At 56.6% G+C, this 20250-nt stretch carries 22 protein-coding genes and 2 pseudogenes; 7 read left to right on the forward strand and 17 right to left on the reverse strand.

The window, feature by feature from the left end; all coding sequences use genetic code 11:
* The first annotated feature begins 189 nt into the window (after nucleotides 1-189).
* Genes SK54_RS10360 through SK54_RS10370 form a run of 3 tightly spaced genes read left to right on the forward strand, consistent with a single transcriptional unit; the run spans nucleotide 190 to nucleotide 2840 of the window.
* Nucleotides 190-891 carry a phosphohydrolase gene (locus tag SK54_RS10360; protein ID WP_017693138.1) on the forward strand — a complete coding sequence of 234 codons (702 nt, stop codon included), beginning with the start codon at nucleotides 190-192 and terminating at the stop codon, nucleotides 889-891.
* Between the two features lie 43 nt (nucleotides 892-934).
* Nucleotides 935-2368: a DNA cytosine methyltransferase gene (locus SK54_RS10365; RefSeq protein WP_096947182.1), complete on the forward strand. Its 1434-nt coding sequence runs from the start codon at nucleotides 935-937 to the stop codon at nucleotides 2366-2368.
* The gene (locus SK54_RS10370; protein WP_017383335.1) at nucleotides 2349-2840 is read left to right on the forward strand and encodes a very short patch repair endonuclease; all 492 of its coding nucleotides are present in this window, start codon (nucleotides 2349-2351) and stop codon (nucleotides 2838-2840) included. Before SK54_RS10365 ends, SK54_RS10370 begins: the two co-directional genes overlap by 20 nt.
* On the opposite strand, the gene yedA is transcribed toward SK54_RS10370, so the two are convergent.
* A complete protein-coding gene (gene yedA, locus SK54_RS10375) occupies nucleotides 2812-3726 on the reverse strand; it encodes a drug/metabolite exporter YedA (protein ID WP_017693141.1) in 915 nt (304 codons plus the stop codon). The genes SK54_RS10370 and yedA overlap by 29 nt on opposite strands.
* A gap of 178 nt (nucleotides 3727-3904) precedes the next feature.
* On the opposite strand from yedA, the gene SK54_RS10380 reads away from it, so the two are divergent.
* The 3 genes and pseudogenes from SK54_RS10380 to dgcQ all read left to right on the forward strand — a co-directional run bounded on the left by SK54_RS10380 (nucleotide 3905) and on the right by dgcQ (nucleotide 6861).
* Nucleotides 3905-4816: a DUF808 domain-containing protein gene (locus SK54_RS10380; RefSeq protein WP_017383336.1), complete on the forward strand. Its 912-nt coding sequence runs from the start codon at nucleotides 3905-3907 to the stop codon at nucleotides 4814-4816.
* 77 nt (nucleotides 4817-4893) lie between these two features.
* The gene (locus SK54_RS10385) at nucleotides 4894-5076 is read left to right on the forward strand and encodes a YodC family protein (protein WP_003859574.1); all 183 of its coding nucleotides are present in this window, start codon (nucleotides 4894-4896) and stop codon (nucleotides 5074-5076) included.
* A gap of 84 nt (nucleotides 5077-5160) precedes the next feature.
* Nucleotides 5161-6861 (forward strand): annotated as a pseudogene (dgcQ, locus tag SK54_RS10390) (cellulose biosynthesis regulator diguanylate cyclase DgcQ).
* On the opposite strand, the gene SK54_RS10395 reads toward dgcQ, so the two are convergent.
* Both SK54_RS10395 and yodD read right to left on the reverse strand, forming a co-directional pair.
* Nucleotides 6846-7646 carry a mannosyl-3-phosphoglycerate phosphatase-related protein gene (locus SK54_RS10395; RefSeq protein WP_048247133.1) on the reverse strand — a complete coding sequence of 267 codons (801 nt, stop codon included), beginning with the start codon at nucleotides 7644-7646 and terminating at the stop codon, nucleotides 6846-6848. The pseudogene dgcQ and the gene SK54_RS10395 sit on opposite strands and share 16 nt — an antisense overlap.
* 294 nt (nucleotides 7647-7940) lie before the next feature.
* Entirely contained in the window at nucleotides 7941-8168 is a 228-nt protein-coding gene (gene yodD, locus SK54_RS10400) for a YodD family peroxide/acid resistance protein (protein WP_017383339.1), read from the reverse strand.
* 128 nt (nucleotides 8169-8296) lie between these two features.
* Here yodD and dsrB point away from each other — a divergent pair, with 128 nt between their 5' ends.
* The gene (gene dsrB / locus SK54_RS10405; RefSeq protein WP_003859583.1) at nucleotides 8297-8485 is read left to right on the forward strand and encodes a protein DsrB; all 189 of its coding nucleotides are present in this window, start codon (nucleotides 8297-8299) and stop codon (nucleotides 8483-8485) included.
* A gap of 99 nt (nucleotides 8486-8584) precedes the next feature.
* Here the strand turns inward: dsrB and rcsA are convergent, their stop codons facing one another.
* The 14 genes and pseudogenes from rcsA to fliF all read right to left on the reverse strand — a co-directional run bounded on the left by rcsA (nucleotide 8585) and on the right by fliF (nucleotide 20107).
* Nucleotides 8585-9208, reverse strand: coding sequence for a transcriptional regulator RcsA (gene rcsA / locus SK54_RS10410; RefSeq protein ID WP_017383340.1), 624 nt, complete (start codon nucleotides 9206-9208; stop codon nucleotides 8585-8587).
* 290 nt (nucleotides 9209-9498) lie between these two features.
* Nucleotides 9499-10291, reverse strand: a pseudogene (fliR, locus tag SK54_RS10415) (flagellar biosynthetic protein FliR); the annotation flags it as partial.
* A gap of 6 nt (nucleotides 10292-10297) precedes the next feature.
* Complete coding sequence (gene fliQ, locus SK54_RS10420) at nucleotides 10298-10567, reverse strand: flagellar biosynthesis protein FliQ (RefSeq protein WP_003859587.1); 270 nt, start codon at nucleotides 10565-10567, stop codon at nucleotides 10298-10300.
* Nucleotides 10568-10577: 10 nt separating this feature from the next.
* On the reverse strand, nucleotides 10578-11315 hold the full coding sequence (gene fliP, locus SK54_RS10425; protein ID WP_015572437.1) for a flagellar type III secretion system pore protein FliP: 738 nt from the start codon (nucleotides 11313-11315) through the stop codon (nucleotides 10578-10580).
* Entirely contained in the window at nucleotides 11315-11689 is a 375-nt protein-coding gene (gene fliO, locus SK54_RS10430; protein ID WP_017693142.1) for a flagellar biosynthetic protein FliO, read from the reverse strand. The genes fliP and fliO overlap by 1 nt, the downstream gene beginning before the upstream one ends.
* A gap of 2 nt (nucleotides 11690-11691) precedes the next feature.
* Nucleotides 11692-12105 (reverse strand): flagellar motor switch protein FliN, encoded by a 414-nt coding sequence (gene fliN / locus SK54_RS10435; protein ID WP_003859592.1) that lies wholly within the window; start codon nucleotides 12103-12105, stop codon nucleotides 11692-11694.
* Entirely contained in the window at nucleotides 12102-13106 is a 1005-nt protein-coding gene (gene fliM / locus SK54_RS10440) for a flagellar motor switch protein FliM (RefSeq protein ID WP_003859594.1), read from the reverse strand. Before fliM ends, fliN begins: the two co-directional genes overlap by 4 nt.
* Nucleotides 13107-13110: 4 nt before the next feature.
* Entirely contained in the window at nucleotides 13111-13581 is a 471-nt protein-coding gene (gene fliL / locus SK54_RS10445; RefSeq protein WP_003859598.1) for a flagellar basal body-associated protein FliL, read from the reverse strand.
* A gap of 106 nt (nucleotides 13582-13687) precedes the next feature.
* Nucleotides 13688-14902, reverse strand: a complete 1215-nt coding sequence (gene fliK / locus SK54_RS10450; protein WP_048247135.1) for a flagellar hook length control protein FliK — start codon at nucleotides 14900-14902, stop codon at nucleotides 13688-13690.
* Nucleotides 14899-15342, reverse strand: coding sequence for a flagellar export protein FliJ (gene fliJ / locus SK54_RS10455; protein ID WP_006811155.1), 444 nt, complete (start codon nucleotides 15340-15342; stop codon nucleotides 14899-14901). The genes fliK and fliJ overlap by 4 nt, the downstream gene beginning before the upstream one ends.
* A gap of 21 nt (nucleotides 15343-15363) precedes the next feature.
* A complete protein-coding gene (gene fliI, locus SK54_RS10460; RefSeq protein ID WP_017693144.1) occupies nucleotides 15364-16734 on the reverse strand; it encodes a flagellar protein export ATPase FliI in 1371 nt (456 codons plus the stop codon).
* Nucleotides 16734-17441, reverse strand: a complete 708-nt coding sequence (gene fliH / locus SK54_RS10465; protein WP_045333365.1) for a flagellar assembly protein FliH — start codon at nucleotides 17439-17441, stop codon at nucleotides 16734-16736. The genes fliI and fliH overlap by 1 nt, the downstream gene beginning before the upstream one ends.
* Complete coding sequence (gene fliG, locus SK54_RS10470) at nucleotides 17434-18432, reverse strand: flagellar motor switch protein FliG (RefSeq protein WP_003859608.1); 999 nt, start codon at nucleotides 18430-18432, stop codon at nucleotides 17434-17436. The genes fliH and fliG overlap by 8 nt, the downstream gene beginning before the upstream one ends.
* On the reverse strand, nucleotides 18425-20107 hold the full coding sequence (gene fliF / locus SK54_RS10475) for a flagellar basal-body MS-ring/collar protein FliF (RefSeq protein WP_048247139.1): 1683 nt from the start codon (nucleotides 20105-20107) through the stop codon (nucleotides 18425-18427). Before fliF ends, fliG begins: the two co-directional genes overlap by 8 nt.
* Between the last annotated feature and the right edge of the window lie 143 nt (nucleotides 20108-20250).

The raw sequence follows: 20250 nt of genomic DNA on the forward strand, positions 1-20250 counted from the left end.
AAAAATAAATGTAATTAAAGTGGTAAAAATATTACAAAATATTTCTTTTTATCTCTTTATTTTTCACGTGAATTAATTCATTGAAAATATAGCGGGTAATTATTATTAAGTATTTCGTAATTCTATTTATAAAGGATTTTAATTCGGGTGTATTATAATTCACTCACTTTTGAGCAACAGGACAGGATGATGGAACTTGCGCAGTGGCAACACCGTTTTGAGCGCTGGCTCGACGAAAATCATTTTACTGATGATGCGGCGCACGATATCGCCCATTTTCACCGCGTCTGGATGACGGCGCAGGGTATTATGGCTGACGAGGATAGCGATCCGCTGGTTGTGCTGACCGCATGCTACTTCCATGACATTGTCAGCCTGCCGAAAAATCACCCGGAACGTAGCCACTCCTCGCGGCTGGCAGCGCGAAAAACGCGCGAGATCCTCAGTCGCGACTTTCCTGATTTTCCGCCGGATCGTTATGCAGCCGTTGAGCATGCTATTGAAGCGCACAGCTTCAGTGCCGGTATCGCGCCGCAAAGCCTGGAGGCCAAAATTGTGCAGGATGCCGACCGGCTGGAGGCGTTAGGCGCTATCGGCCTGGCGCGCGTCTTTGCCGTCTCCGGTGCGCTGGGCGCCGCGCTGTTTGATGCCGACGACCCGTTCGCCGGAACACGAGAGTTGGATGATAAAGCCTTCGCGCTCGACCACTTTCAGACCAAACTCCTGCGCCTGCCTGACACCATGCAAACCGCGCGGGGGCGCGAACTTGCGCGTCACAATGCCGATTTCCTGATCCAGTTTATGGCGAAGCTGAGTGCCGAATTACAGGGCGATTACCTCGGAACCGACAGCCAGATATTGACCCATTTCCGTCGCAGTGTGCGATCCTGAACTGTGGTACTCTGTTTTCTGTCTTTATTGTCCGGTTAAGAGAATGCAGGAAAATCGATCAGTGACTGTGCCCGCGCCTGAGCGGGTTGAGAAATCAACGGCAGCCGTGCAGGCACTCCTGCGTCAGCTGCTGGAAATGTATGATGCTAAAACGCTGGCAAACCAGCTGGTGGCCCATGGCGAGAGCCACTGGAGCCCGGCGATACTCAAGCGGCTGCTGATAAGCGACAGGGCAGGGCACCGCCTGAGCGACGGTGAGTTCCGCTATCTGCGCAACCTGCTGCCGCGTCCGCCTGCTGCGCATCCAAATTATGCCTTTCGCTTTATCGATCTCTTTGCCGGTATCGGCGGCATTCGCCATGGCTTTGAAGCTATTGGCGGGCAGTGTGTGTTCACCAGTGAATGGAATAAACATGCCGTCCGTACCTATAAAGCCAACTGGTATTGCGATCCCGACGCGCACCAGTTCAACGCGGATATTCGTGATGTCACGCTGAGCCACAAAACCGGCGTCAGCGATGAAGAGGCCGCCGAACACATTCGCAATACCATTCCGGCGCACGACGTGCTGCTGGCAGGTTTTCCGTGCCAGCCGTTCTCGCTGGCTGGCGTGTCGAAGAAGAACGCGCTGGGACGCGCACACGGCTTTGCCTGCGATACGCAGGGCACACTGTTCTTTGACGTTGCCCGGATTATTGATGCCCGCCGCCCGGCAATTTTTGTGCTGGAGAACGTCAAGAATTTAAAGAGTCATGACGGCGGCAAAACCTTCCGCATTATCATGCAAACGCTGGATGAACTGGGTTACGACGTGGCGGATGCAGAGGACATGGGGCCGGACGATCCGAAAATTATCGACGGCAAACACTTCCTGCCGCAGCACCGCGAACGCATCGTGCTGGTGGGCTTCCGCCGCGATCTCAATCTGAAAGGCGATTTTACGCTGCGTGATTTGCCCTCGCTGTATCCGGCGCGCCGCCCGACGGTGGCCGATCTGCTGGAGCCCGCCGTCGATGCGAAATTCATTCTGACCCCGGTGCTGTGGAAATACCTCTATCGCTATGCCAAAAAGCATCAGGCCAAAGGCAATGGCTTTGGGTTTGGCATGGTCAATCCGCTTAATCCTGACAGCGTGACGCGTACGCTGTCGGCGCGCTATTACAAAGATGGTGCGGAAATTCTTATCGATCGCGGCTGGGATAAGGCGCTGGGCGAAAAAGATTTTGACGATCCCCAGAACCAACAGCACCGACCGCGGCGCTTAACGCCGCGCGAGTGCGCCCGCTTAATGGGCTTTGAGACGCCGCAGGGCTACAGTTTTCGCATCCCGGTGTCGGATACCCAGGCCTATCGTCAGTTTGGCAACTCGGTGGTGGTGCCAGCCTTTGCCGCGGTAGCTAAACTGCTGGCCTCACGCATCAGCAAGGCCGTTCAGCTTCGTCAGAGCGAGGCCGTCGATGGCGGACGTTCACAATAAGGCCACGCGCAGTAAAAACATGCGTGCCATCGGCACGCGTGATACCGCGATTGAAAAACGGATCGCGGGCCTTCTGACCGCCGCCGGGTTTGAATTCAGGGTTCAGGATGCCACGCTTGCCGGGCGTCCTGATTTTGTCATCGACGCGTACCAGTGCATCATCTTTACCCACGGCTGTTTCTGGCATCATCACGACTGCTATCTGTTTAAAGTCCCGGCGACACGCACCGACTTCTGGCTGGAGAAGATTGGCAGAAACGTCGAGCGTGATAAACGCGATGTTTCTCAGCTTTACGCTCAGGGCTGGCGGGTGCTGATTGTCTGGGAGTGCGCGCTGCGCGGAAGAATGAAGCTGAATGACGTGGAACTGACGGAGCGGCTGGAAGAGTGGATCTGCGGCGGCGGTCAGGCCGCGCAGATCGATACCCAGGGCATTCACCCGATCACGGTTTCTCCACCTCACACCTCGTGACAATCGGTTTCGCGGGCAGCAAATATTTACCCAGCGTGACCAGTACCACGGCAAAGACAATCACACCCAGCGCCAGCCATTCAATCGTCGACAGCACTTCGCCCGCAAAACCGGTACCCAGCAGCACGGCAACCACCGGGTTAACGTAGGCGTAGCTGGTGGCAACCGCCGGTGAGACGTTGCGAATCAGGTACATATAGGCGTTGATGGCGATAATGGAGCCAAACAGCGCCAGATACCCGACGGCCAGGAAACCTGAAAGGTCTGGCATCGCCGTCAGTTTTTCACCCGTCAACGCGGAGGCCATCAGCAGCACAATGCCCGCCGCGAGCATCTCAATCGCACCTGCCATCATCCCGGAGGGCAGCTCGATGCGTGAACCGTAGACCGAGCCGAAGGCCCAGCTCATGGAGCCGATCATGATCAGAACGGCAGCCCAGGGGTTCCCGCTCAGGTTACCGCCGCTGTTCAGCAGGATGATACCCACAAGCCCAATCGCGATGCCCAGCCATTCGAGCTTACGGGTGCGGATCCCGAAGAGGCGACTAAAGCAGAGCGTAAACAGCGGCACGGTTGCGACGACCACTGCGGCGATGCCCGACGGCACGTTCTGGTGTTCGGCGACGGTTACCGCGCCATTGCCCACCGCCAGCAGCAGCAGGCCAATCAGGGCGGCGTTAAGCAGGGGACGCCGCGGCGGTAGTCTGTGGCCGCGCAGCAATAAAAACGCCATCAGCAGCACGCCGGCCGTAAGGAAACGAATACCGGCCATCATCAGCGGGGGCCAGCTTTCCACGCCTACACGAATGACAAAATAGGTGGACCCCCAGATGATATACAGGGAAAAGAGTGCTCCAATGAGCGGTAATAAATGCCGGAAACGCATAGTCCCTCACGACGAAATAAAAAGTTCGCTCATAGTTAACGCCAAAACTATCAGCCTGGCGAGTGCTTTAATTGTGTTGTTGATGTGAAATTTTTGTTGACGCGAGGTGCCAGTTTCCGGGCGGTGAGTTTTGTTCCATACTATTCACTTAATTAGCAAAAAAAGAAGGAAAGAGATTTTGGCAGGAAGTAGCTTATTAACATTACTGGACGACATCGCCACCTTGCTGGATGACATTTCGGTTATGGGAAAACTGGCGGCGAAAAAGACCGCCGGGGTACTGGGAGATGATTTGTCGCTTAACGCGCAGCAGGTCAGCGGCGTGCGGGCGAACCGTGAGTTGCCGGTGGTGTGGGGCGTTGCGAAAGGGTCCTTTATTAACAAGGTGATCCTCGTTCCGCTGGCGCTGCTGATTAGCGCCTTTATACCCTGGGCCATTACGCCCCTGCTGATGATTGGCGGGGCGTTCCTGTGCTTCGAGGGTGCCGAAAAAGTGTTGCATATGTTCGCTGCACGCAAAGAGAAAGACACCCCGGAAATGCGCCAGCAGCGTCTGGAAGCGCTGGCCGCACAGGATCCAAAAACGTTTGAACGCGATAAGGTCAAAGGTGCGATCCGCACGGACTTTATCCTCTCGGCCGAGATTGTGGCGATTACGCTGGGGATCGTCTCAGATGCCCCTCTGATGAACCAGGTGCTGATCCTGTCCGGCATTGCGATCCTCGTGACGATAGGGGTTTATGGCCTGGTCGGGCTGATCGTCAAGCTGGACGATATCGGCTTCTGGCTGGAAAAAAAATCCAGCGCAATTGCGCGCGGCATTGGGAAAAGCCTGCTGGTGCTGGCGCCGTGGCTGATGAAAACCTTGTCGGTGGTGGGAACCCTGGCGATGTTCCTGGTCGGCGGCGGAATTATCGTGCACGGTGTTGCTTCGCTGCATCACATGATTGAACATTTTGCGTCAGGCCAGGGAGCGGTAGTTGCTGCGATCCTGCCCACACTGCTTAACCTCGTACTGGGCTTTATCGTCGGTCTGATTGTGGTAGCCGTTGTTAAGCTGGTTGAAAAAGTACGCGGGAAATCGCATTAATTATTGCTGACCCCGGATGCAAAAAGACCATTCCTCGTCTAAATTGAAAACGTTTCACCCTGATACAGGAGGCAGGTATGGTCTTTTTGATCAGTGATGAAGTTAAGCCCAAAAATGGTGGTCCAGGTATGATCGTCACCGGGTATTCCAGCGGAATGGTGGAGTGTCGGTGGCATGATGGATACGGCATTAAGCGGGAGGCTTTTCGCGAAGACGAGCTTCAGCCTGCTAATAAAAGGCAAAAACGCGACAAGGCTTAATCACACAACGCCCGGCCTTGCCGGGCGTTTTTACTGGCAGAAGACTTATCATATCGGATGGTGAGCGACAATCAGGGAGTGTGTGTGCAGCACGATACCTTTGTTGTAAAACAATCTTTTTTGCAGTGGCTGCATAAGCGTAGCAATCCCCGTTTGATTGTTAACTTCTGTTTTATCGTTGTCCTGATCTTTTCCACCCTCCTGACCTGGCGCGAGGTTGTGGTACTGGAAGATGCTTATATCTCCAGCCAGCGTAACCATCTGGAAACGGTTGCCAGTGCGCTGGACAGACAGCTTCAGTTCAGCGTCGATAAGATATTGTTTTTTCGCCACAGCATGCGTGATGCGCTGGAAACGCCGCTGGCGTTTGGCGTGCTGCATGATGCGGTAAAGCGTTTTGCGCATTTGCGCACGTCCCCCAGCTGGCAAATTGCGGTTGATAAACAGCGCACGTTACCGATCAACGGTGTTTCGGATGCCTTCGTTGAAAAGACGACCCTTCTGAACCGTGATGATGAGTACCTTGATAATGAACTGTCCGCCGCGCTTGAAGTGGGGTATTTGCTGCGTCTGGCATCCAGCCCTTCCCGCAACGAAGAGCGCGTGATTTATGTCTCTCGCGCCGGATTCTTTCTGGAAACGGATACGCCGGGAAATTCCAGCGATATCGTGCAGCGCTATTACCATCTGGTCACTCAGCCCTGGTTTACCCAACAGTCCGAGCGTGAAAACCGTGCGCGTGCCGTGCGCTGGTTTATCTCGCCGCCTTCGACCTTTGTCGGCAAAAAGCCGCTGATCACCGCCAGCGTGCCGGTTTATTACAATCACGTCTGGTATGGCGTGGTGGCGATGGATTTCACCTTTGCCACCCTGCGTCGCCTGCTGGTGGAAGCCGTGGGCGATAACCCGGAAGGGGAATACCAACTGTATGACAGTCGGCTTACTCAGCTTGCAACGTCTGAATCACCGGCTGCGGACGTTAATCATTTTGACGCGCGCGAATTAGCGCAGATAGCGCACGCGATAGAATCGGATTCCGAAGGCGGCATTCGCCTGGGGAGTCGTTTTGTGAGCTGGGAGCGTCTCGACCATTTTGATGGCATCGTCCTGCGCGTGCACACCCTGGATGAAGGGGTGCGCGGTGATTTCGGCAGCATCAGCATTGTGCTGGCATTGCTTTGGGCGCTGTTCACCGCGATGCTGCTTATCTCATGGCTGGTGATCCGGCGCATGGTCAGTAATATGTATTCGATGCAGAACTCGCTGCAATGGTAGGCCTGGCACGACCCTCTGACCCGGCTGAATAATCGTGGGTCGCTGTTCGAGCAGGCGAAAATGCTGGCGAAGCAGTGTGAACAGCAGTCGCTGCCTTTCTCGGTCATTCAGATCGATCTTGATTGCTTCAAGAGCATCAATGATCGGTTCGGGCATCAGGCGGGTGATAAGGTGTTGTCCCATGCCGCGGGTCTGATTGCCAGCACCCTCCGGACTAAAGATATTGCCGGACGCGTCGGGGGCGAAGAGTTCTGTGTGGTGCTACCGGGCATGACGCTTGAAGAGGCGGCGGACGTCGCAGAGCAGATCCGCGAGCGTATCGACAGCAAAGAGATCCTGATTAAGAAAAGTACCACCCTGCGCGTAAGTGCGTCGTTTGGCGTCTCTGGCGCGCAGGAGAAGGGCAATTATCACTTCGAAAATCTGCAATCCACCGCCGATGCGCGTCTGTATGAGGCGAAACAGCGCGGGCGTAACCGGGTCATCTGGCAGGATCACGTCAAAAAGTAATCAAGCCCCTCGCACCAGCCGGTCGGCCCAGTGTGCTGAGTGTGATAAACCCGGGCGGGATCGTTGTTCTTAAGGCTGACGCCCTCCCGGTTGAAGCCTTTCACCACGACGGCAAAGCCTACGCTGTCCAGCAGCGGGGCATCATTCGGGCCGTCGCCCAGGCCCAGCGTCGTCGGTTCGGAACCCTCGTGCAGGCGATACTGGTCCACAAGCCAGTGAACCGCCGCGTCTTTGCCGCAGCAGGTGTCCAGGATATGCCAGAAGCGTGCTCCCTGGACGATCTTCAGCCCCTGCCGGGCGAGTTCGGCGGCAAAGCGTTCCATTTGTTCATCACTGTCACGCCAGATCAGCGTCACGGAAGCCTCGTGTTTACGCGCAAGCACTGAGCGGGGACGACTCAGCCCAGTCCATCCGGCGACCACGCGCTCATCCACGTCATCGAAGGTGGTGAATTTAAGATGCATTTTCTGACGTACCCGGGCAATACACTGCCGGATATCGTCATGCTTCTTTTCTGAGATGAACCGTGCGGCGTTTTCCCACCGTACGTCAGGCTGGATCACCGCGCCGTTTTCCGCAATATAGGGCAACCCGCCAAGCCCCAGCTCCTGCTGGATGTCATCCATCTCGGACGCGGTTTTGCTGCTGCACAGAATGACCGGTACCTGTTCATCCATTAACTTTTCCAGCCAGGGGGCCGCAGGCTGCCAGTCGAGTGTGTGAAAATCCAACAGCGTGCCGTCGAGGTCGGTAAAAACAAGCAGAGTCTCCTCAAACGAAGGCATAACGTCTCCCGGGTGATGATTTCACCTAAGATAAATCTTAAAAAAACAGGCATTGACGCGCCGTTGAAGTGGAAACGATCCCGACAAACCCACACGCGGCGCATGTTTATACTCATAACCAAAATTCACATGTATAAAATATAATATTCGCTAAGAGAATATATGCTTGTAAGACTATTCCGTTGGGGATAATGTCTTACCTGCATCAGATTTCCTGGTGTAACGAATTTACAAGTGCTTCTTGCATAAGCAAGTTTGATCCCGGTCATCCCCATGACCGGGATTTTTTTCGCCTTAGCGGTTCGTCTCCGAGACGCTAAAGTCATGGATATCCAGCTCGAATGCTTCAGCCAGTTCACGGTAGGTATGGTAATCCCTACCATTGACCACGACACGGTCGGAATTATCCTCCGCGCGATGAACTTCGGACTCACTGATTTCATTGATGGCGGCAAGCAGGGCATCGACATCCACTTCAACCTCACGCTTAATGGTGTCGCTGTACTCTTTGTCGGTCTTCATGGCGGGTTCCTCATTTAATCGTCTCAACAGTTAAGTATAGACCGCACACAAAAACGCCATTCGCGCCAGGTGGCGATGCCAGGCAATGCAATTTGTTCTACACTGGCTCAAAACCACAGGAGGAATGTATGAAGGTCAACGATCGGGTAACCGTCAAAACGGACGGTGGGCCGCGCCGCCCGGGCGTGGTGCTGGCTATAGAAGAGTTTAATGAAGGCACAATGTATCTGGTGTCGCTGGAAGATTACCCGCTCGGCATCTGGTTCTTCAACGAACTGGGGCACCCGGATGGGATCTTTGTGGAAACGGCGGAATAGGGCGGCGTCGGGGGCATCTTCTCCCCGGCCCCGGCTACTGAAAAGCAAAATCTCTGGCCAGGCCAGAGATCAAGGTAGGGTACAACATGGCCGTGCAAATTAGCGCATATTAACGAAAATCCCATTCGTCACATTATCTGTCAGGCGTACGACATGGTATATCACTTGCTTATTATGCGTTTTAATTTTCCTTTTAATATTTCCTTTGTGTGACGATACTGTTTTTGCCTTGATATTCATCTGGTCTGAGATCTGAATTGTCCCTTGTCCAGCCATCCACATTCTTAGCATACTTGATTCAGTTCTGCTTAATGATAGGGTGGGTAAGTTAACCGCCCCTACATTCTTAACTTCTTTATTCAAATAATCGCCCAGAATGTCATCAAGTGACTCTGGTTTAATCGATTTCGAACTGATTAATAAGTTTTTACGCACCAACAAATACTCATCGAAATGAATATTGGCGATCGCCATAAAAACAATAAACAGGGTCTTAGGATGCTGATTAATGATCTGCTTAATGTGCTGACTGTTAGCGGGGTCGTGAATGAAACAGTCCTCATTAATAAACACCACGCCGGGCTTGTGGGCGTCACAAGCGGCTGCGAGTTCTTCAACGGTGTGTGCATCGTTGATGTCTCTCTTTCTTACCCCTCTGCTTGCTAAGTACCCGGTTAACCCTAGCCGGGTGTAGCTGCATAAATCCATAATGATCGTTGACATGGCATACCCTCACTCAATGCGTAACGATAATTCACCACCTGCCTGAGAGCTCATAAACAGCCATACGGGATGGAAAAAATCTAATAAAACCTGTGAGCATGACAAAGACTTTCAGGCGAACTCACTATCCCGTAAAGTTACGTATAATTTGCCAGGAATCATCTTAAAGTAAAGTAAATATTAAGTATTGTGAGGTGGTTAGAAACATTTAAACCGCGTCAGATATATCCTGGTAGATGTTTTTCGAGATTATTTTTAGGAATATCCTCAGAAAGACATTGCAAACACTGGGGGTTATTATTTGCGTGGAAGTTCGCTGACAATATCCGCTAACAGATTGAATATCTCGCTGAATAAATGCTCGCAGAAGGGGGCGATAAGTGGCATCAATAATGACATTAATAAAAGGCCAACCGTCAAAGTCACCGGAAAGCCGATGACGAATACCGACAGCTGCGGAGCCATTCGGTTGAGTAAACCTAATGCGAGGTTAACGGTGAGCAGCAGGGTAATGATCGGCAGCGCCAGCATCAGCCCGTTGAGGAAGATCAGCCCGGCAGCCCGCACCAGCGCCAGAAACGCGTTGCTGTTTACCGGGTTGTCGCCAATCGGCAGCGTGTGGAAGGTGTCCACCAGCATCGAGATGAGCCACAGGTGGCCGTTGAACGAGAGAAACAACAGCATCGCCAGCAGGTCGATAATACGCGCCAGCACGGGCATATTCAGATGGCTGCCCGGGTCAACGAACGTCGCGAAAGACAGGCCCATCTGCAAACCGATAAGTTCACCCGCCGTTCGTACCGCGGCGAAGGCGAGCTGCATCGTAAACCCGACCGCCACGCCAATCATCACCTGTTGCAGGGCAATCCAGATCGCATTCGGGGAAAAGATCGGGATATCCACCGCCGGCAGGGTAGGGGCAACGATAATCGTGATAACGATGCCCAGCCCAATTTTGACGCGTTTAGGCACCGACTTTTCACTGAGTATGGGGGCGGTGGAGATCAGCGCCATGATGCGCAGCATCGGCCAGAAATAGATCCCGAGCCACTGAACAAACTGATCGCTGGTGAAATGCAGCATCGTCCGTCAGCCGATGATGTAAGGCAGATTGGTGAACAGGTTGCGCATATAGTCCAGCAGCAAATTGAGCATCCATGGCCCGGCAACGATAATCGCCACGAATACGGCAATGATCTTCGGGATGAACGACAGGGTCATTTCGTTAATCTGCGTGGCGGCCTGGAGAATACTGATAATCAGACCGGTGACCAGCGCAACCAGCAGCAGGGGCGCGGCGACGGCAATCGCGACTTTCATCGCCTCCGTGCCCATCATCATGACCGACTCAGGCGTCATTGCGCGCTCCTCAACTGTAGAAACTCTGCGCCAGCGAGCTGACCAGCAGCTGCCAGCCGTCGACCAGCACGAACAGCATGATCTTAAAGGGCAGGGCAATGGTTGCGGGCGGGACCATCATCATCCCGAGCGCCATCAGGACGCTGGCGATCACCAGGTCAATAATCAGGAACGGAATGAAAATGGTGAAGCCAATCTGGAATGCCGTTTTCAGCTCACTGGTCACATACGCCGGGAGCAGAATGCGCATCGGCACCGCTTCCGGTCCCTGTAACTCACCGGTGTTAGCGAGACGGGCAAACAGGGCCAGATCCGCTTCGCGCGTCTGGCGAAGCATAAATTCACGTAATGGCTGTGCCCCCTTTTCCAGGGCAACCTGCATGGAAATTTTATCTTCGCTGAACGGCTGATAAGCCTCGGTGTAAATCTTGTCGATCACCGGCGACATAATGAAAAAGGTCAGGAACAGGGCTAAACCCAGCAGCACCTGATTGGGCGGCGCGGACGGCGTGCCGAGCGCGTTGCGCAGCAGGCCAAACACAATGATGATGCGGGTGAAGCTGGTCATCATTAGCAGGATCGCCGGAATAAAGGTCAGCGAGGTGATGAATACCAGCGTCTGCACGGACAGGGACCAGCTTTGTCCCCCGTTCGCCAGCGGCGTGGAAACCAGCCCCGGCAGTTGCGCATACACAGAGGGCGCGAACAGGCCCAGGCCTGTCAGCGTAAGGAATAACAAACGGCGCATCAGGATCTCCCGGGACGCTTGAGCAAACTCTTCATTACGGACTGGAAATCCGCAGTGGCCTGGGCGTTAGCCTCCACCGTGACAGGCGCAGGGGGGAGCGTGTGAAGGACGTTAATGCTGGAGGCGGTCACGCCCAGCACCAGTCGTGCATCTTCCACCTCCACAATGACCACGCGCTCGCGCGGTCCTAGCGGGGTGCTGGCGCTGACCTTCAACCCGCGGGTACCGGCCGTTTTCCCCGCCAGACCGAAACGCTTTGCCAGCCAGGCGGCGATAAGGATAAAGGCAATAATACCGAACAGCGCGCCGCTCACCTGGAGCAGCGGTGAGCCGGGTACGGCGGAGGGCGCGGACAGTGTTGCCTGGGTTTTCATACTTAACGACTCAGACGACGCATGCGTTCGGAAGGGGTAATGATGTCGGTGATACGTACGCCGTATTTATCGGCCACCACCACTACTTCGCCCTGTGCAATCAGGTAGCCGTTGATCAGAATATCCAGCGGCTCACCCGCTAAACCGTCAAGCGCCACCACGGAACCCTGCGTCAGGCGCAGCAGCTCTTTAATGGTCATGCGGGTGCGACCCAGCTCAACGGTCAGCTTGACCGGAATGTCCATAATCAGGTCGATGTCCTGCAACGTGCCGCTGACGTCGCCGCCGCCTAACTGCTGAAAGACCGCGTCTGCCGCGCTTTTCGTCGGCGTCGTTTTCTGCTCGTTTAACGCGTCAGCCCACAGATCGTCCAGTGCTCCGCTGTTTTCATCGGACGGATTGTTCATGTCACTCATTTGGGCTGTTCCTCATTCAGCGAATTCAAAATCGGGTTGATCAAGTGCTCAACGCGTAACGCATACTGGCCGTTAATCGTGCCGTACTGGCTTGTCAGCACGGGTACGCCATCCACATGGGCAATAATGCGGTCAGGTTTATCTATCGGCAAAACGTCGCCGGGTTGTAATTTCAGGATCTGCGATAACCGCATGGAGATGTCGGCGAAGTTGGCCACCAGCTCCAGCTGCGAATGCTGCACCTGACGCACCAGGTTTTCACGCCAGTTCTGATCTTCGTGACGTGAGTTCTCCAGCGGCGGGTTCACCAGCAGTTCGCGCAGCGGTTCAATCATGCTGAACGGCAGGCAGATGTTGAACTCGCCCGTCAGGTTGCCGATCTCGACGTGGAACGGGGTGTTCACGACGATGTCATTCGGGGAGGTGGTGATGTTGGTAAACTTCACCTGCATCTCGGAACGCACGTACTCCACTTCCAGCGGGTTAATCGCTTTCCACGCGTCGCTGTAGGATTCCAGCGCCAGCTTCAGCATGCGGTTAATCACACGCTGTTCGGTATGGGTAAACTCGCGGCCTTCCACTTTGGTCGGGAAACGGCCATCGCCACCGAACAGGTTATCCACCGCGATGAACACCAGGCTTGGCGAGAACACAACCAGGCCGGTACCGCGCAGCGGTTTCAGATGGATCAGGTTAAGGTTGGTTGGCACCGGCAGGTTGCGGGCAAACTCATGATACGGCTGAATGCGGATCGCACCGACGGTGATATCCGGGCTACGACGCAGCAGGTTAAACAACCCCATACGGAATTGACGTGCGAAACGTTCGTTGATGATCTCCAGCGCCTGTAAACGCTCGCGCACCACGCGACGCTGGGTATTGGGATCGTAGGGACGAATATTATCGTCGCCGGTCAGACCCGGTTTCGGTTCGTCACTTTTATCGCTGTCGCCGTTGAGCAGCGCATCGATTTCTGCCTGAGAAAGAATACTGTCGCCCATGTCGTTACCGCAGAATGAAGGCTGTATACAGAACGTCAGTGACTTCCTGCTTAGGTTGGCCGTTTACCAGCGGGGTCGCCAGCGTCTGTTTAATGGCATCGACCAGCTTTTGCTTGCCCACATCGGTGGCGAGCGCTGAGGCATCCTGACGAGAAAACAGCAGCAGCAGACGGCTACGCACTTCTGGCAGGTAGTCGTTCAGACGTGCACGGGTCGCTTCATCTTTCAGACGCAGCGTAATACCCACGTAAAGCACGCGATCCGCATCGCCCAGGTTCACGGTGAACGTATCCAGCGGGTAGAAGACCGGCGCCGGTGGAGGCGGCGCTTCAGCTTTGGCGGCCGCGCTGGAGGGTTCTTGCTGCATACGCCAGTAACTGTAGCCTGCGGTGGCGCAGGCCGCGAGGGTAATCAACACCAGCAGCGGGATCCAGATGGAACGCTTGCTTTTTTTGGTGATAGCGGAGTCTGTCATCTGATACGAGCTTCCTGTTTCGGTACAGCTTAATACGGTGATTATCCCGTGTCCGGCTTAGGTCAAAGCGTGGAAAAGACGGGGATAATCACGTTACCTCTGGCGTTTAGGCAAAGATGTCTACGGCACGGCTGCCGCGCGCGGCGGATTGCAGGGCGGCAGGGGCAGGCAATAACTCTTCGCTCTCATCGTTAAACCCGCCATGCTGGCCGGAACGCGAAGCGTGCTGTTGCTGCCCGGATGAGGACTGCTGTTGCCCGGCAAAGCCCTCGCTGCTGACGCTGCTTTGGGAAAGCTGAATGCCGTTTTCCGCAAGCTGCGTGCGCAGGATCGGCAGGGCCGCTTCCAGCGCCGCGCGGACGTGGCTGTGGGGCGAAACCATCTGCAACTGCGCCTGGTTGTCATCCAGCTTAAGCGAAATTTGCACCTGACCCAGATCCTCCGGGTGCAGACGCAGCTCTGCGGTCTGCTGTCCCTGCTTTGTGAACAAGGTGATGTGCTGGCTCAGATTCTGCTGCCATTCGTGCGTGCCCAGCGGCTGGCTTAACACCGGCGCTGTCGCAACGGTAGCGGCAGGCTGGGATGGCGCCAGGTGACTGACGATCGGCGCCAGCGTCGCGGTTGGGCTGGCGGCGGACGACGCCGCGCTCGCTACGTCCTGCTTCTCCGCGACGGCGGCGACGGCTGGCGTAACGGCTGCCGTGGCGGGCAGCGATGTGTCGCTGTCCTGAACCGGCATTTTTTCCTTACCCGTTAACGCATGGCTAAGCGGCTGATGCTGGCCGTTGTCCGTCTGGGCTAGCGCAGAGGGGAGGGCGGCACGGGGGGCGATCTCCCCGGTGCTCGCAGGCTGCGTCGCTACCGGGATGGTGGTCTGCTGGTGCGGTAACATCGCCATCAGCGCGCTTAACCCGGCCAGCTCCTCTTCTTCAGTCGTGGTCTCGCTGTTTGTTTTCGCCTCCGGCTGGGTCAGCGCCTTCAGCGCATCCGTATTCGCGGCGGGTTTCAGGCCGGAGACGAGGCTTTGCAGGGAGACGGCGGTATCTTCACCAGTCAGGGTCTCCTGACGGGAGAGCAGCTCGGCGATTTTGGCCTGGAGCGTGGTATCACCGTTTTTTTCCTTTGCCGCTGTCGACAGCTTGCTGCCCGCCGCTTTCAGGTCCGCCAGCGTCAGCGGGGCATCTTTGCCTTTGCCGGTGGTTTCGGTCAACGCGCCCGCCAGCAGAGAGAGAAAATCTCGCGCGCCCTCAGCGCCTTTCCCGGTCAGCGTGCCGCCGGACGGGTCGCTGTCGGTCATCAGCAGTTGTTGCAGTGTGATCATTCTGGTTTCCTCATTGATGCGCGCTGGGCAAACTCATCCATTTTTTTCTGATCCAGACGGTTTTCCGCCAGGGTCGAAGCTGCAATCTGCCGGTCCTGTAAGGTTTGCCAGGCCTGCAACCGCTGTTTTTTCTCGCGCCAGAAATTCAGCGCGGTATCGACTTTTTGCGTCCACTGGTTGAGCTGCTGGCGATGCTGTTCAATCGCCTTTTCCAGCGTCTGGATAAACTGCTGATAGTTAATCCAGCGCTGGCTACCAATGCCCTGCGTCATGTCGGTGTTAAGGTTGGTGCGATATTCATGCTGATAGTCGATTAACATCTTCAACTGTTCTTCAGCCTGCTGGCACCCGCGTCGCATTGCGCCAAGCTGCAATGCGGCATCATCAACTTCTTTTTCAGCCAGATCTTTCAGCGTTGATAACGCGCTGTTCTGCGCCATGACCTTCGCCCTCCACCTGTGTTACACCTGCGGGAAAATCAGCTCCAGTGCCTGGAGGGAATCTTCCCAGTCGGCGCGTTCAAAAATACCTTGTTGCAGAAATGCCTCCAGCTGCGGCCACAGGGCAATCGCTTTATCGAGCATCGGGTCGCTGCCTTTGGCGTACGCCCCGACGCTTACCAGATCGCGGTTGCGCTGGAAGCTGGAGAGCAGTTGTTTGAAGTTACGCACGCGGGCGTAGTGTTGCTCGGTGATCAAGGCCGTCATCGCACGGCTGATCGAGGCTTCAATATCAATTGCCGGGTAGTGCCCGGCTTCGGCCAGACGGCGCGACAGCACGATATGGCCGTCGAGGATCGCGCGCGCGGAGTCGGCAATCGGGTCCTGCTGGTCATCGCCTTCGGTCAGTACCGTATAGAACGCGGTGATGGAGCCGCCGCCGCTGATGCCGTTCCCCGCGCGCTCAACCAACGCCGGGAGCTTGGCGAAGACCGACGGCGGGTAGCCTTTGGTCGCGGGCGGCTCGCCGATGGCCAGCGCAATCTCACGCTGCGCCATCGCGTAGCGGGTCAGGGAGTCCATAATCAGCAGCACGTGCTGGCCCCGGTCGCGGAAATCTTCCGCAATACGCGTGGCGTAGGCGGCACCCTGCATACGCAGTAGCGGCGACACGTCCGCAGGCGCGGCGATCACCACCGAGCGGGCGCGGCCCTCCGCACCCAGAATGTTTTCGATGAAATCTTTGACTTCGCGACCACGCTCACCAATCAGGCCTACCACGATAACGTCCGCCTGGGTATAACGCGCCATCATGCCGAGCAGGACCGATTTACCCACGCCGGAGCCGGCAAACAGCCCCATACGCTGGCCGCGTCCCACGGTGAGCAGGGCGTTAATCGGCCGCACGCCGGTATCCAGTACGTGCTCGATTGGCGTGCGTTGCAGCGGGTTGAAGGGTTGGGTGATCAGCGCGCCGGTTTCGGTGGTATCAGGGGAGGGCAGGCCATCGAGCGGTTTGCCGCTTCCGTCCAGCACGCGGCCCAGCAGCGCCGGACCGAGCGGGAGCTGTTTGCCGCTTTGCAGGCCGTCACCGCTGATGTTTTTCGCGTAGACGCGGGCGCCGGGCAAAATCCCTTCCACTTCTTCAAGGGGCATCAGAAACAGGCGCTGACCGTTGAACCCGACCACTTCGCTTTCCACTTCACGCGTCTCCCCCCCGTCCTGACGCTCAATCACGCAGGTGGCGCCGAGCGGAAGTTGCAGCCCCGTGGCTTCCAGGACCAGACCGGTGGCGCGCGTCAGGCGTCCATAACGACGAACGGATGGCAGCTGCGCCATCTTCGTTTCAAAATTATCGAGCGTGTTAAGCCAGCGCGTAAGGCGAGCGGTCATCAGACGACTCCCGGTGCCGCCAGGCGGCACAGTTCCTGCCAGCGGGTCGCGACGCTGGCATCCAGATCGCCCTCATCCGCCGAGACCTTACAGCCTCCGTGATGGAGCGACGGATCGCCGCGCAGCCGCCAGCCGTGCAGGCTCAGCGTCGCGCCGAGGCTCTCTTCCACGCGCTGCAAATCATCAGGATGAACGCGCAGCTGCGGTTTGCCGCTGAACAGCGGCTCCTGCTGGAGCAGGGCCTGGATCTGCTTAATCAGCGCGGCGTTATCCACTACCGGCGTCTGGCCGATCACCTGACGGGCCGCCTCCAGCGCCATCTGCATCAGGCGCGAGGCAATCACGCTGTCGAGCGCATCCAGCGTGTGCTGAAACTCGCTCACCAGCTGCTGCATGCGGGCATGCAGCGGCGCCTGCTGCTGGCGCGCCTGCTCGATGCCCTGCTCTAAACCTTTCGCCAGCCCTTCCTGATAACCCTGTGCGTGCCCGGTCTGACGGCCTTCGTTCATCCCGGCGTTGAAGCCCTGCTCGTGCGCCTGCATTTGCATCTGGGCCAGCATCTGGGCGCGCTGTTCCTCTTCACTCAGCTCGGGTATGCCCGCCCCGGCGTCGCCCTCGTCGGACGACACAACGGCAGGGGTGAACTCTGCGGTGGGAGGGGAGAGGTCGTCAGGCGTCCAGCGCTTCCACGACAGTTCATCAGACATAGGTGTCGTCTCCGCTGCCAATCACCATCTCGCCGGTTTCTGCCAGACGACGAACAATAAGCAGGATCGCTTTCTGTTCGTTTTCCACCTGAGACAAACGCACCGGGCCACGGTTGGCCAGGTCGTCGCGCAGGATATCGGCCGCACGCTGGGACATGTTGCGCAGGAATTTCTCGCGCAGCGGCTGCTCGGCGCCTTTGAGGGCAATAAGCAGCGATTCGGAGTCCACCTCCTGAAGCAGGCGCTGGATACTGCGGTCGTCCACTTCGACCAGGTTTTCGAACAGGAACATCTCGTCGATAATTTTCTGCGCCAGCTCGCCGTCGAACTCGCGTACCGCCGTAATAACCGCCTCTTCCTGCTGCGTTTTCATCAGGTTGATGATTTCCGCTGCCGTTCTCACGCCACCCATTTTGCTGCGCTTGAGGTTCTGGCCGTCGAGCAGGTTGTTCAGCACTTCGGTCAGCTCCGCCAGCGCGGCTGGCTGGACGCCGCCGAAGGTGGCGATACGCAGCATCACGTCGTGGCGCAGGCGCTCGTCGAACAGCGCCAGAATATCGGCTGCCTGACCCCGTTTGAGGTGGACCAGAATGGTGGCGATAATCTGCGGGTGCTCGTCGCGAATAAGATCGGCGGCGCTTTGCGGCTCCATAAAGTTGAGCGTTTCGATCCCGCTGGCGGTGTCGCGCGTTTCGAGAATATCTTCCAGCAGGCTGGCGGCGCGCTCTTCGCCCAGCGCCTTAACCAGCACGGAGCGCAGGTATTCGTTGGCGTTGACGTTGAGCGCGGCAAACTGCTCGGCTTCCTGCTCAAACTCCGCCAGTACTTCGGTCAGCTGCTTGTTGGAGATCTGGCGCACGTTGGCCATCGCCGCGCTGAGGATCTGCACTTCTCGCTGGGAGAGGTGTTTAAACACCTCTGCCGCGCGATCTTCGCCAATGGTCATCAGCAGGATGACGCTCTTATCGGTGCCTGTAAGCGTATTACTCATGTTCGTTACCCATCCAACCGCGGATGACCAGCGCGACGACGCGCGGATCGTTATCTGACATTTCGCGAATGCGCTGGCTCATCACCTCTGCGCCCATACGCTGGTTAGCACGGCGCTGCTGCATCTGTTCATCTTTGCTGAGACGAACTTCAACCGCTTCTTCCTCGTCCGGACGCGCGTTCTTCTGTTCCAGCGCGGCTTTCTCGGCTTCAGCACGGCGCTGTAGCTGAGAACGAACGCCCTTACGCCACAGCAGCCACGCGACAATCAGCACCAGCAGCCAGCGGCCTGCGGACATCAGCTGATCGAAGAACGCCTGCTGTTGCCAGAACGGCAGTTCGCCACCGGTCTCATCCACCGGGTTGAACGGTGAGTTCACAACGTTGAGGGTATCGCCACGTTTTTCAGAGAAGCCCATCGCTTCGCGGGTTAAATCTTCGATCTGCTTCATCTGCTCCGCCGTGAGCGGCAGCGGTTTACCGTCCGGCAGCGTTTTGTAGTTCACCACCACGGCAACAGAGAGACGCTGAATATCGCCCGTGTTCAGTTTGGTATGGCGGATAGTCCGGTCGACTTCGTAGTTGGTCGTTTCGTTACGGCTGCTGTTACGCGGGCCGGTACTGTTCGCGGTCGAGGTCGTCTGCTGATTCGTTTGCTGACCGTTCTGCGGGTTTGCCGGCGGGGTGGAGATTGGCGCGGCGTTGGCAGGCGCAGGCTGGTTAGAGAGCGCGCCCGGCACACCGCCAGGATACTGTCCGCCGACCTGTTCCGTCTCATTGATCTGACGCGAGCGTAACACGGCGCGGGAGGCATCCCCGTTCGGGGCGTACTGCTCTTCGGTCTGTTCTTTATTCGAGAAATCAATCTGCGCTGTGACCTGCGCGTGTACGTTGCTGCTGCCGACCACCGGGCCCAGAATCGCTTCGATGCGACGCTGGAGACGGCCTTCCACATCCGCGGCGTATTTCAGCTGAGCGTCGTTGAGATCGCGCCCTGCGGTGTTGGACTGCGTCAGCAGATGACCACTCTGATCCACCAGCGTAACGTTACCCGGCGGCAGGCCGGCCACCGCACTGGAGACCAGGTGCGTGACGGCGCTGATCTGCCCTTCATCCAGCGCACGGCCAGGTTCGAGGTTAACGGTCACAGAGGCCGAAGGGGACTTTTGTTCACGGACAAACAGGGACGGCTTAGGCATCGCCAGGTGCACACGGGCACTTTTCACCGGGCCTAAAGTTTCAATCGTACGGGCCAGCTCACCTTCCAGTGCGCGCTGATAGTTAACCTGCTCGCTGAACTGACTGATGCCGAATTTTTCCTGATCCAGCAGCTCAAAACCAACCGCGCCGCCTTTTGGCAGCCCCTGCTGGGCGAGACGCAGGCGAAGCTCGTGCACTTTATCTGCCGGTACTTCAAGCGCACCACCGTTATCGGCAAAGCGATACGGGATGTTCATCTGGGTTAACTGGGTGACGATGGCACCGCCATCCTGGTCAGAAAGGTTGCTGTAGAGCGTGCGGTAATCCGGGCTTTTTGCCCATAAGACCATCGCGACAACGATCGCAATGGCGGCAGCGCCTGCCACAATCAACGGGATCTTAGGGTTGGCGCGAAGGCGGTTCATCCACTCGAGTGATTTATTCTGTGGCGCTGTCGATGCTGCTGTCGCACTCATTGCGCACCTCTTAAATCCTGGTGGTTTACGTTATTCGTGTAGAGAAACAAAACTGACTCCCGGGTCGGCAAACACGACAAAAGTTCCATACTGATGGCCCTGCCATTATTTGATGATTCGGGATTTTCTATGCGTCAAATAAC

Source organism: Enterobacter sp. MGH120, from assembly GCF_001037725.1.
Lineage (GTDB): Bacteria > Pseudomonadota > Gammaproteobacteria > Enterobacterales > Enterobacteriaceae > Enterobacter > Enterobacter hormaechei_C.

What these genes read in the sequence shown, in the direction of transcription:
- SK54_RS10360 (WP_017693138.1), top strand. Translation starts at nt 190, where the DNA reads ATGGAACTTGCGCAGTGGCAACACCGTTTTGAGCGCTGGCTCGACGAA.
- SK54_RS10365 (WP_096947182.1), top strand. Translation starts at nt 935, where the DNA reads ATGCAGGAAAATCGATCAGTGACTGTGCCCGCGCCTGAGCGGGTTGAG.
- SK54_RS10370 (WP_017383335.1), top strand. Translation starts at nt 2,349, where the DNA reads ATGGCGGACGTTCACAATAAGGCCACGCGCAGTAAAAACATGCGTGCC.
- yedA (WP_017693141.1), bottom strand. Translation starts at nt 3,726, where the DNA reads ATGCGTTTCCGGCATTTATTACCGCTCATTGGAGCACTCTTTTCCCTG.
- SK54_RS10385 (WP_003859574.1), top strand. Translation starts at nt 4,894, where the DNA reads ATGGTCTTTTTGATCAGTGATGAAGTTAAGCCCAAAAATGGTGGTCCA.
- SK54_RS10395 (WP_048247133.1), bottom strand. Translation starts at nt 7,646, where the DNA reads ATGCCTTCGTTTGAGGAGACTCTGCTTGTTTTTACCGACCTCGACGGC.
- yodD (WP_017383339.1), bottom strand. Translation starts at nt 8,168, where the DNA reads ATGAAGACCGACAAAGAGTACAGCGACACCATTAAGCGTGAGGTTGAA.
- dsrB (WP_003859583.1), top strand. Translation starts at nt 8,297, where the DNA reads ATGAAGGTCAACGATCGGGTAACCGTCAAAACGGACGGTGGGCCGCGC.
- rcsA (WP_017383340.1), bottom strand. Translation starts at nt 9,208, where the DNA reads ATGTCAACGATCATTATGGATTTATGCAGCTACACCCGGCTAGGGTTA.
- fliQ (WP_003859587.1), bottom strand. Translation starts at nt 10,567, where the DNA reads ATGACGCCTGAGTCGGTCATGATGATGGGCACGGAGGCGATGAAAGTC.
- fliP (WP_015572437.1), bottom strand. Translation starts at nt 11,315, where the DNA reads ATGCGCCGTTTGTTATTCCTTACGCTGACAGGCCTGGGCCTGTTCGCG.
- fliO (WP_017693142.1), bottom strand. Translation starts at nt 11,689, where the DNA reads ATGAAAACCCAGGCAACACTGTCCGCGCCCTCCGCCGTACCCGGCTCA.
- fliN (WP_003859592.1), bottom strand. Translation starts at nt 12,105, where the DNA reads ATGAGTGACATGAACAATCCGTCCGATGAAAACAGCGGAGCACTGGAC.
- fliM (WP_003859594.1), bottom strand. Translation starts at nt 13,106, where the DNA reads ATGGGCGACAGTATTCTTTCTCAGGCAGAAATCGATGCGCTGCTCAAC.
- fliL (WP_003859598.1), bottom strand. Translation starts at nt 13,581, where the DNA reads ATGACAGACTCCGCTATCACCAAAAAAAGCAAGCGTTCCATCTGGATC.
- fliK (WP_048247135.1), bottom strand. Translation starts at nt 14,902, where the DNA reads ATGATCACACTGCAACAACTGCTGATGACCGACAGCGACCCGTCCGGC.
- fliJ (WP_006811155.1), bottom strand. Translation starts at nt 15,342, where the DNA reads ATGGCGCAGAACAGCGCGTTATCAACGCTGAAAGATCTGGCTGAAAAA.
- fliI (WP_017693144.1), bottom strand. Translation starts at nt 16,734, where the DNA reads ATGACCGCTCGCCTTACGCGCTGGCTTAACACGCTCGATAATTTTGAA.
- fliH (WP_045333365.1), bottom strand. Translation starts at nt 17,441, where the DNA reads ATGTCTGATGAACTGTCGTGGAAGCGCTGGACGCCTGACGACCTCTCC.
- fliG (WP_003859608.1), bottom strand. Translation starts at nt 18,432, where the DNA reads ATGAGTAATACGCTTACAGGCACCGATAAGAGCGTCATCCTGCTGATG.
- fliF (WP_048247139.1), bottom strand. Translation starts at nt 20,107, where the DNA reads ATGAGTGCGACAGCAGCATCGACAGCGCCACAGAATAAATCACTCGAG.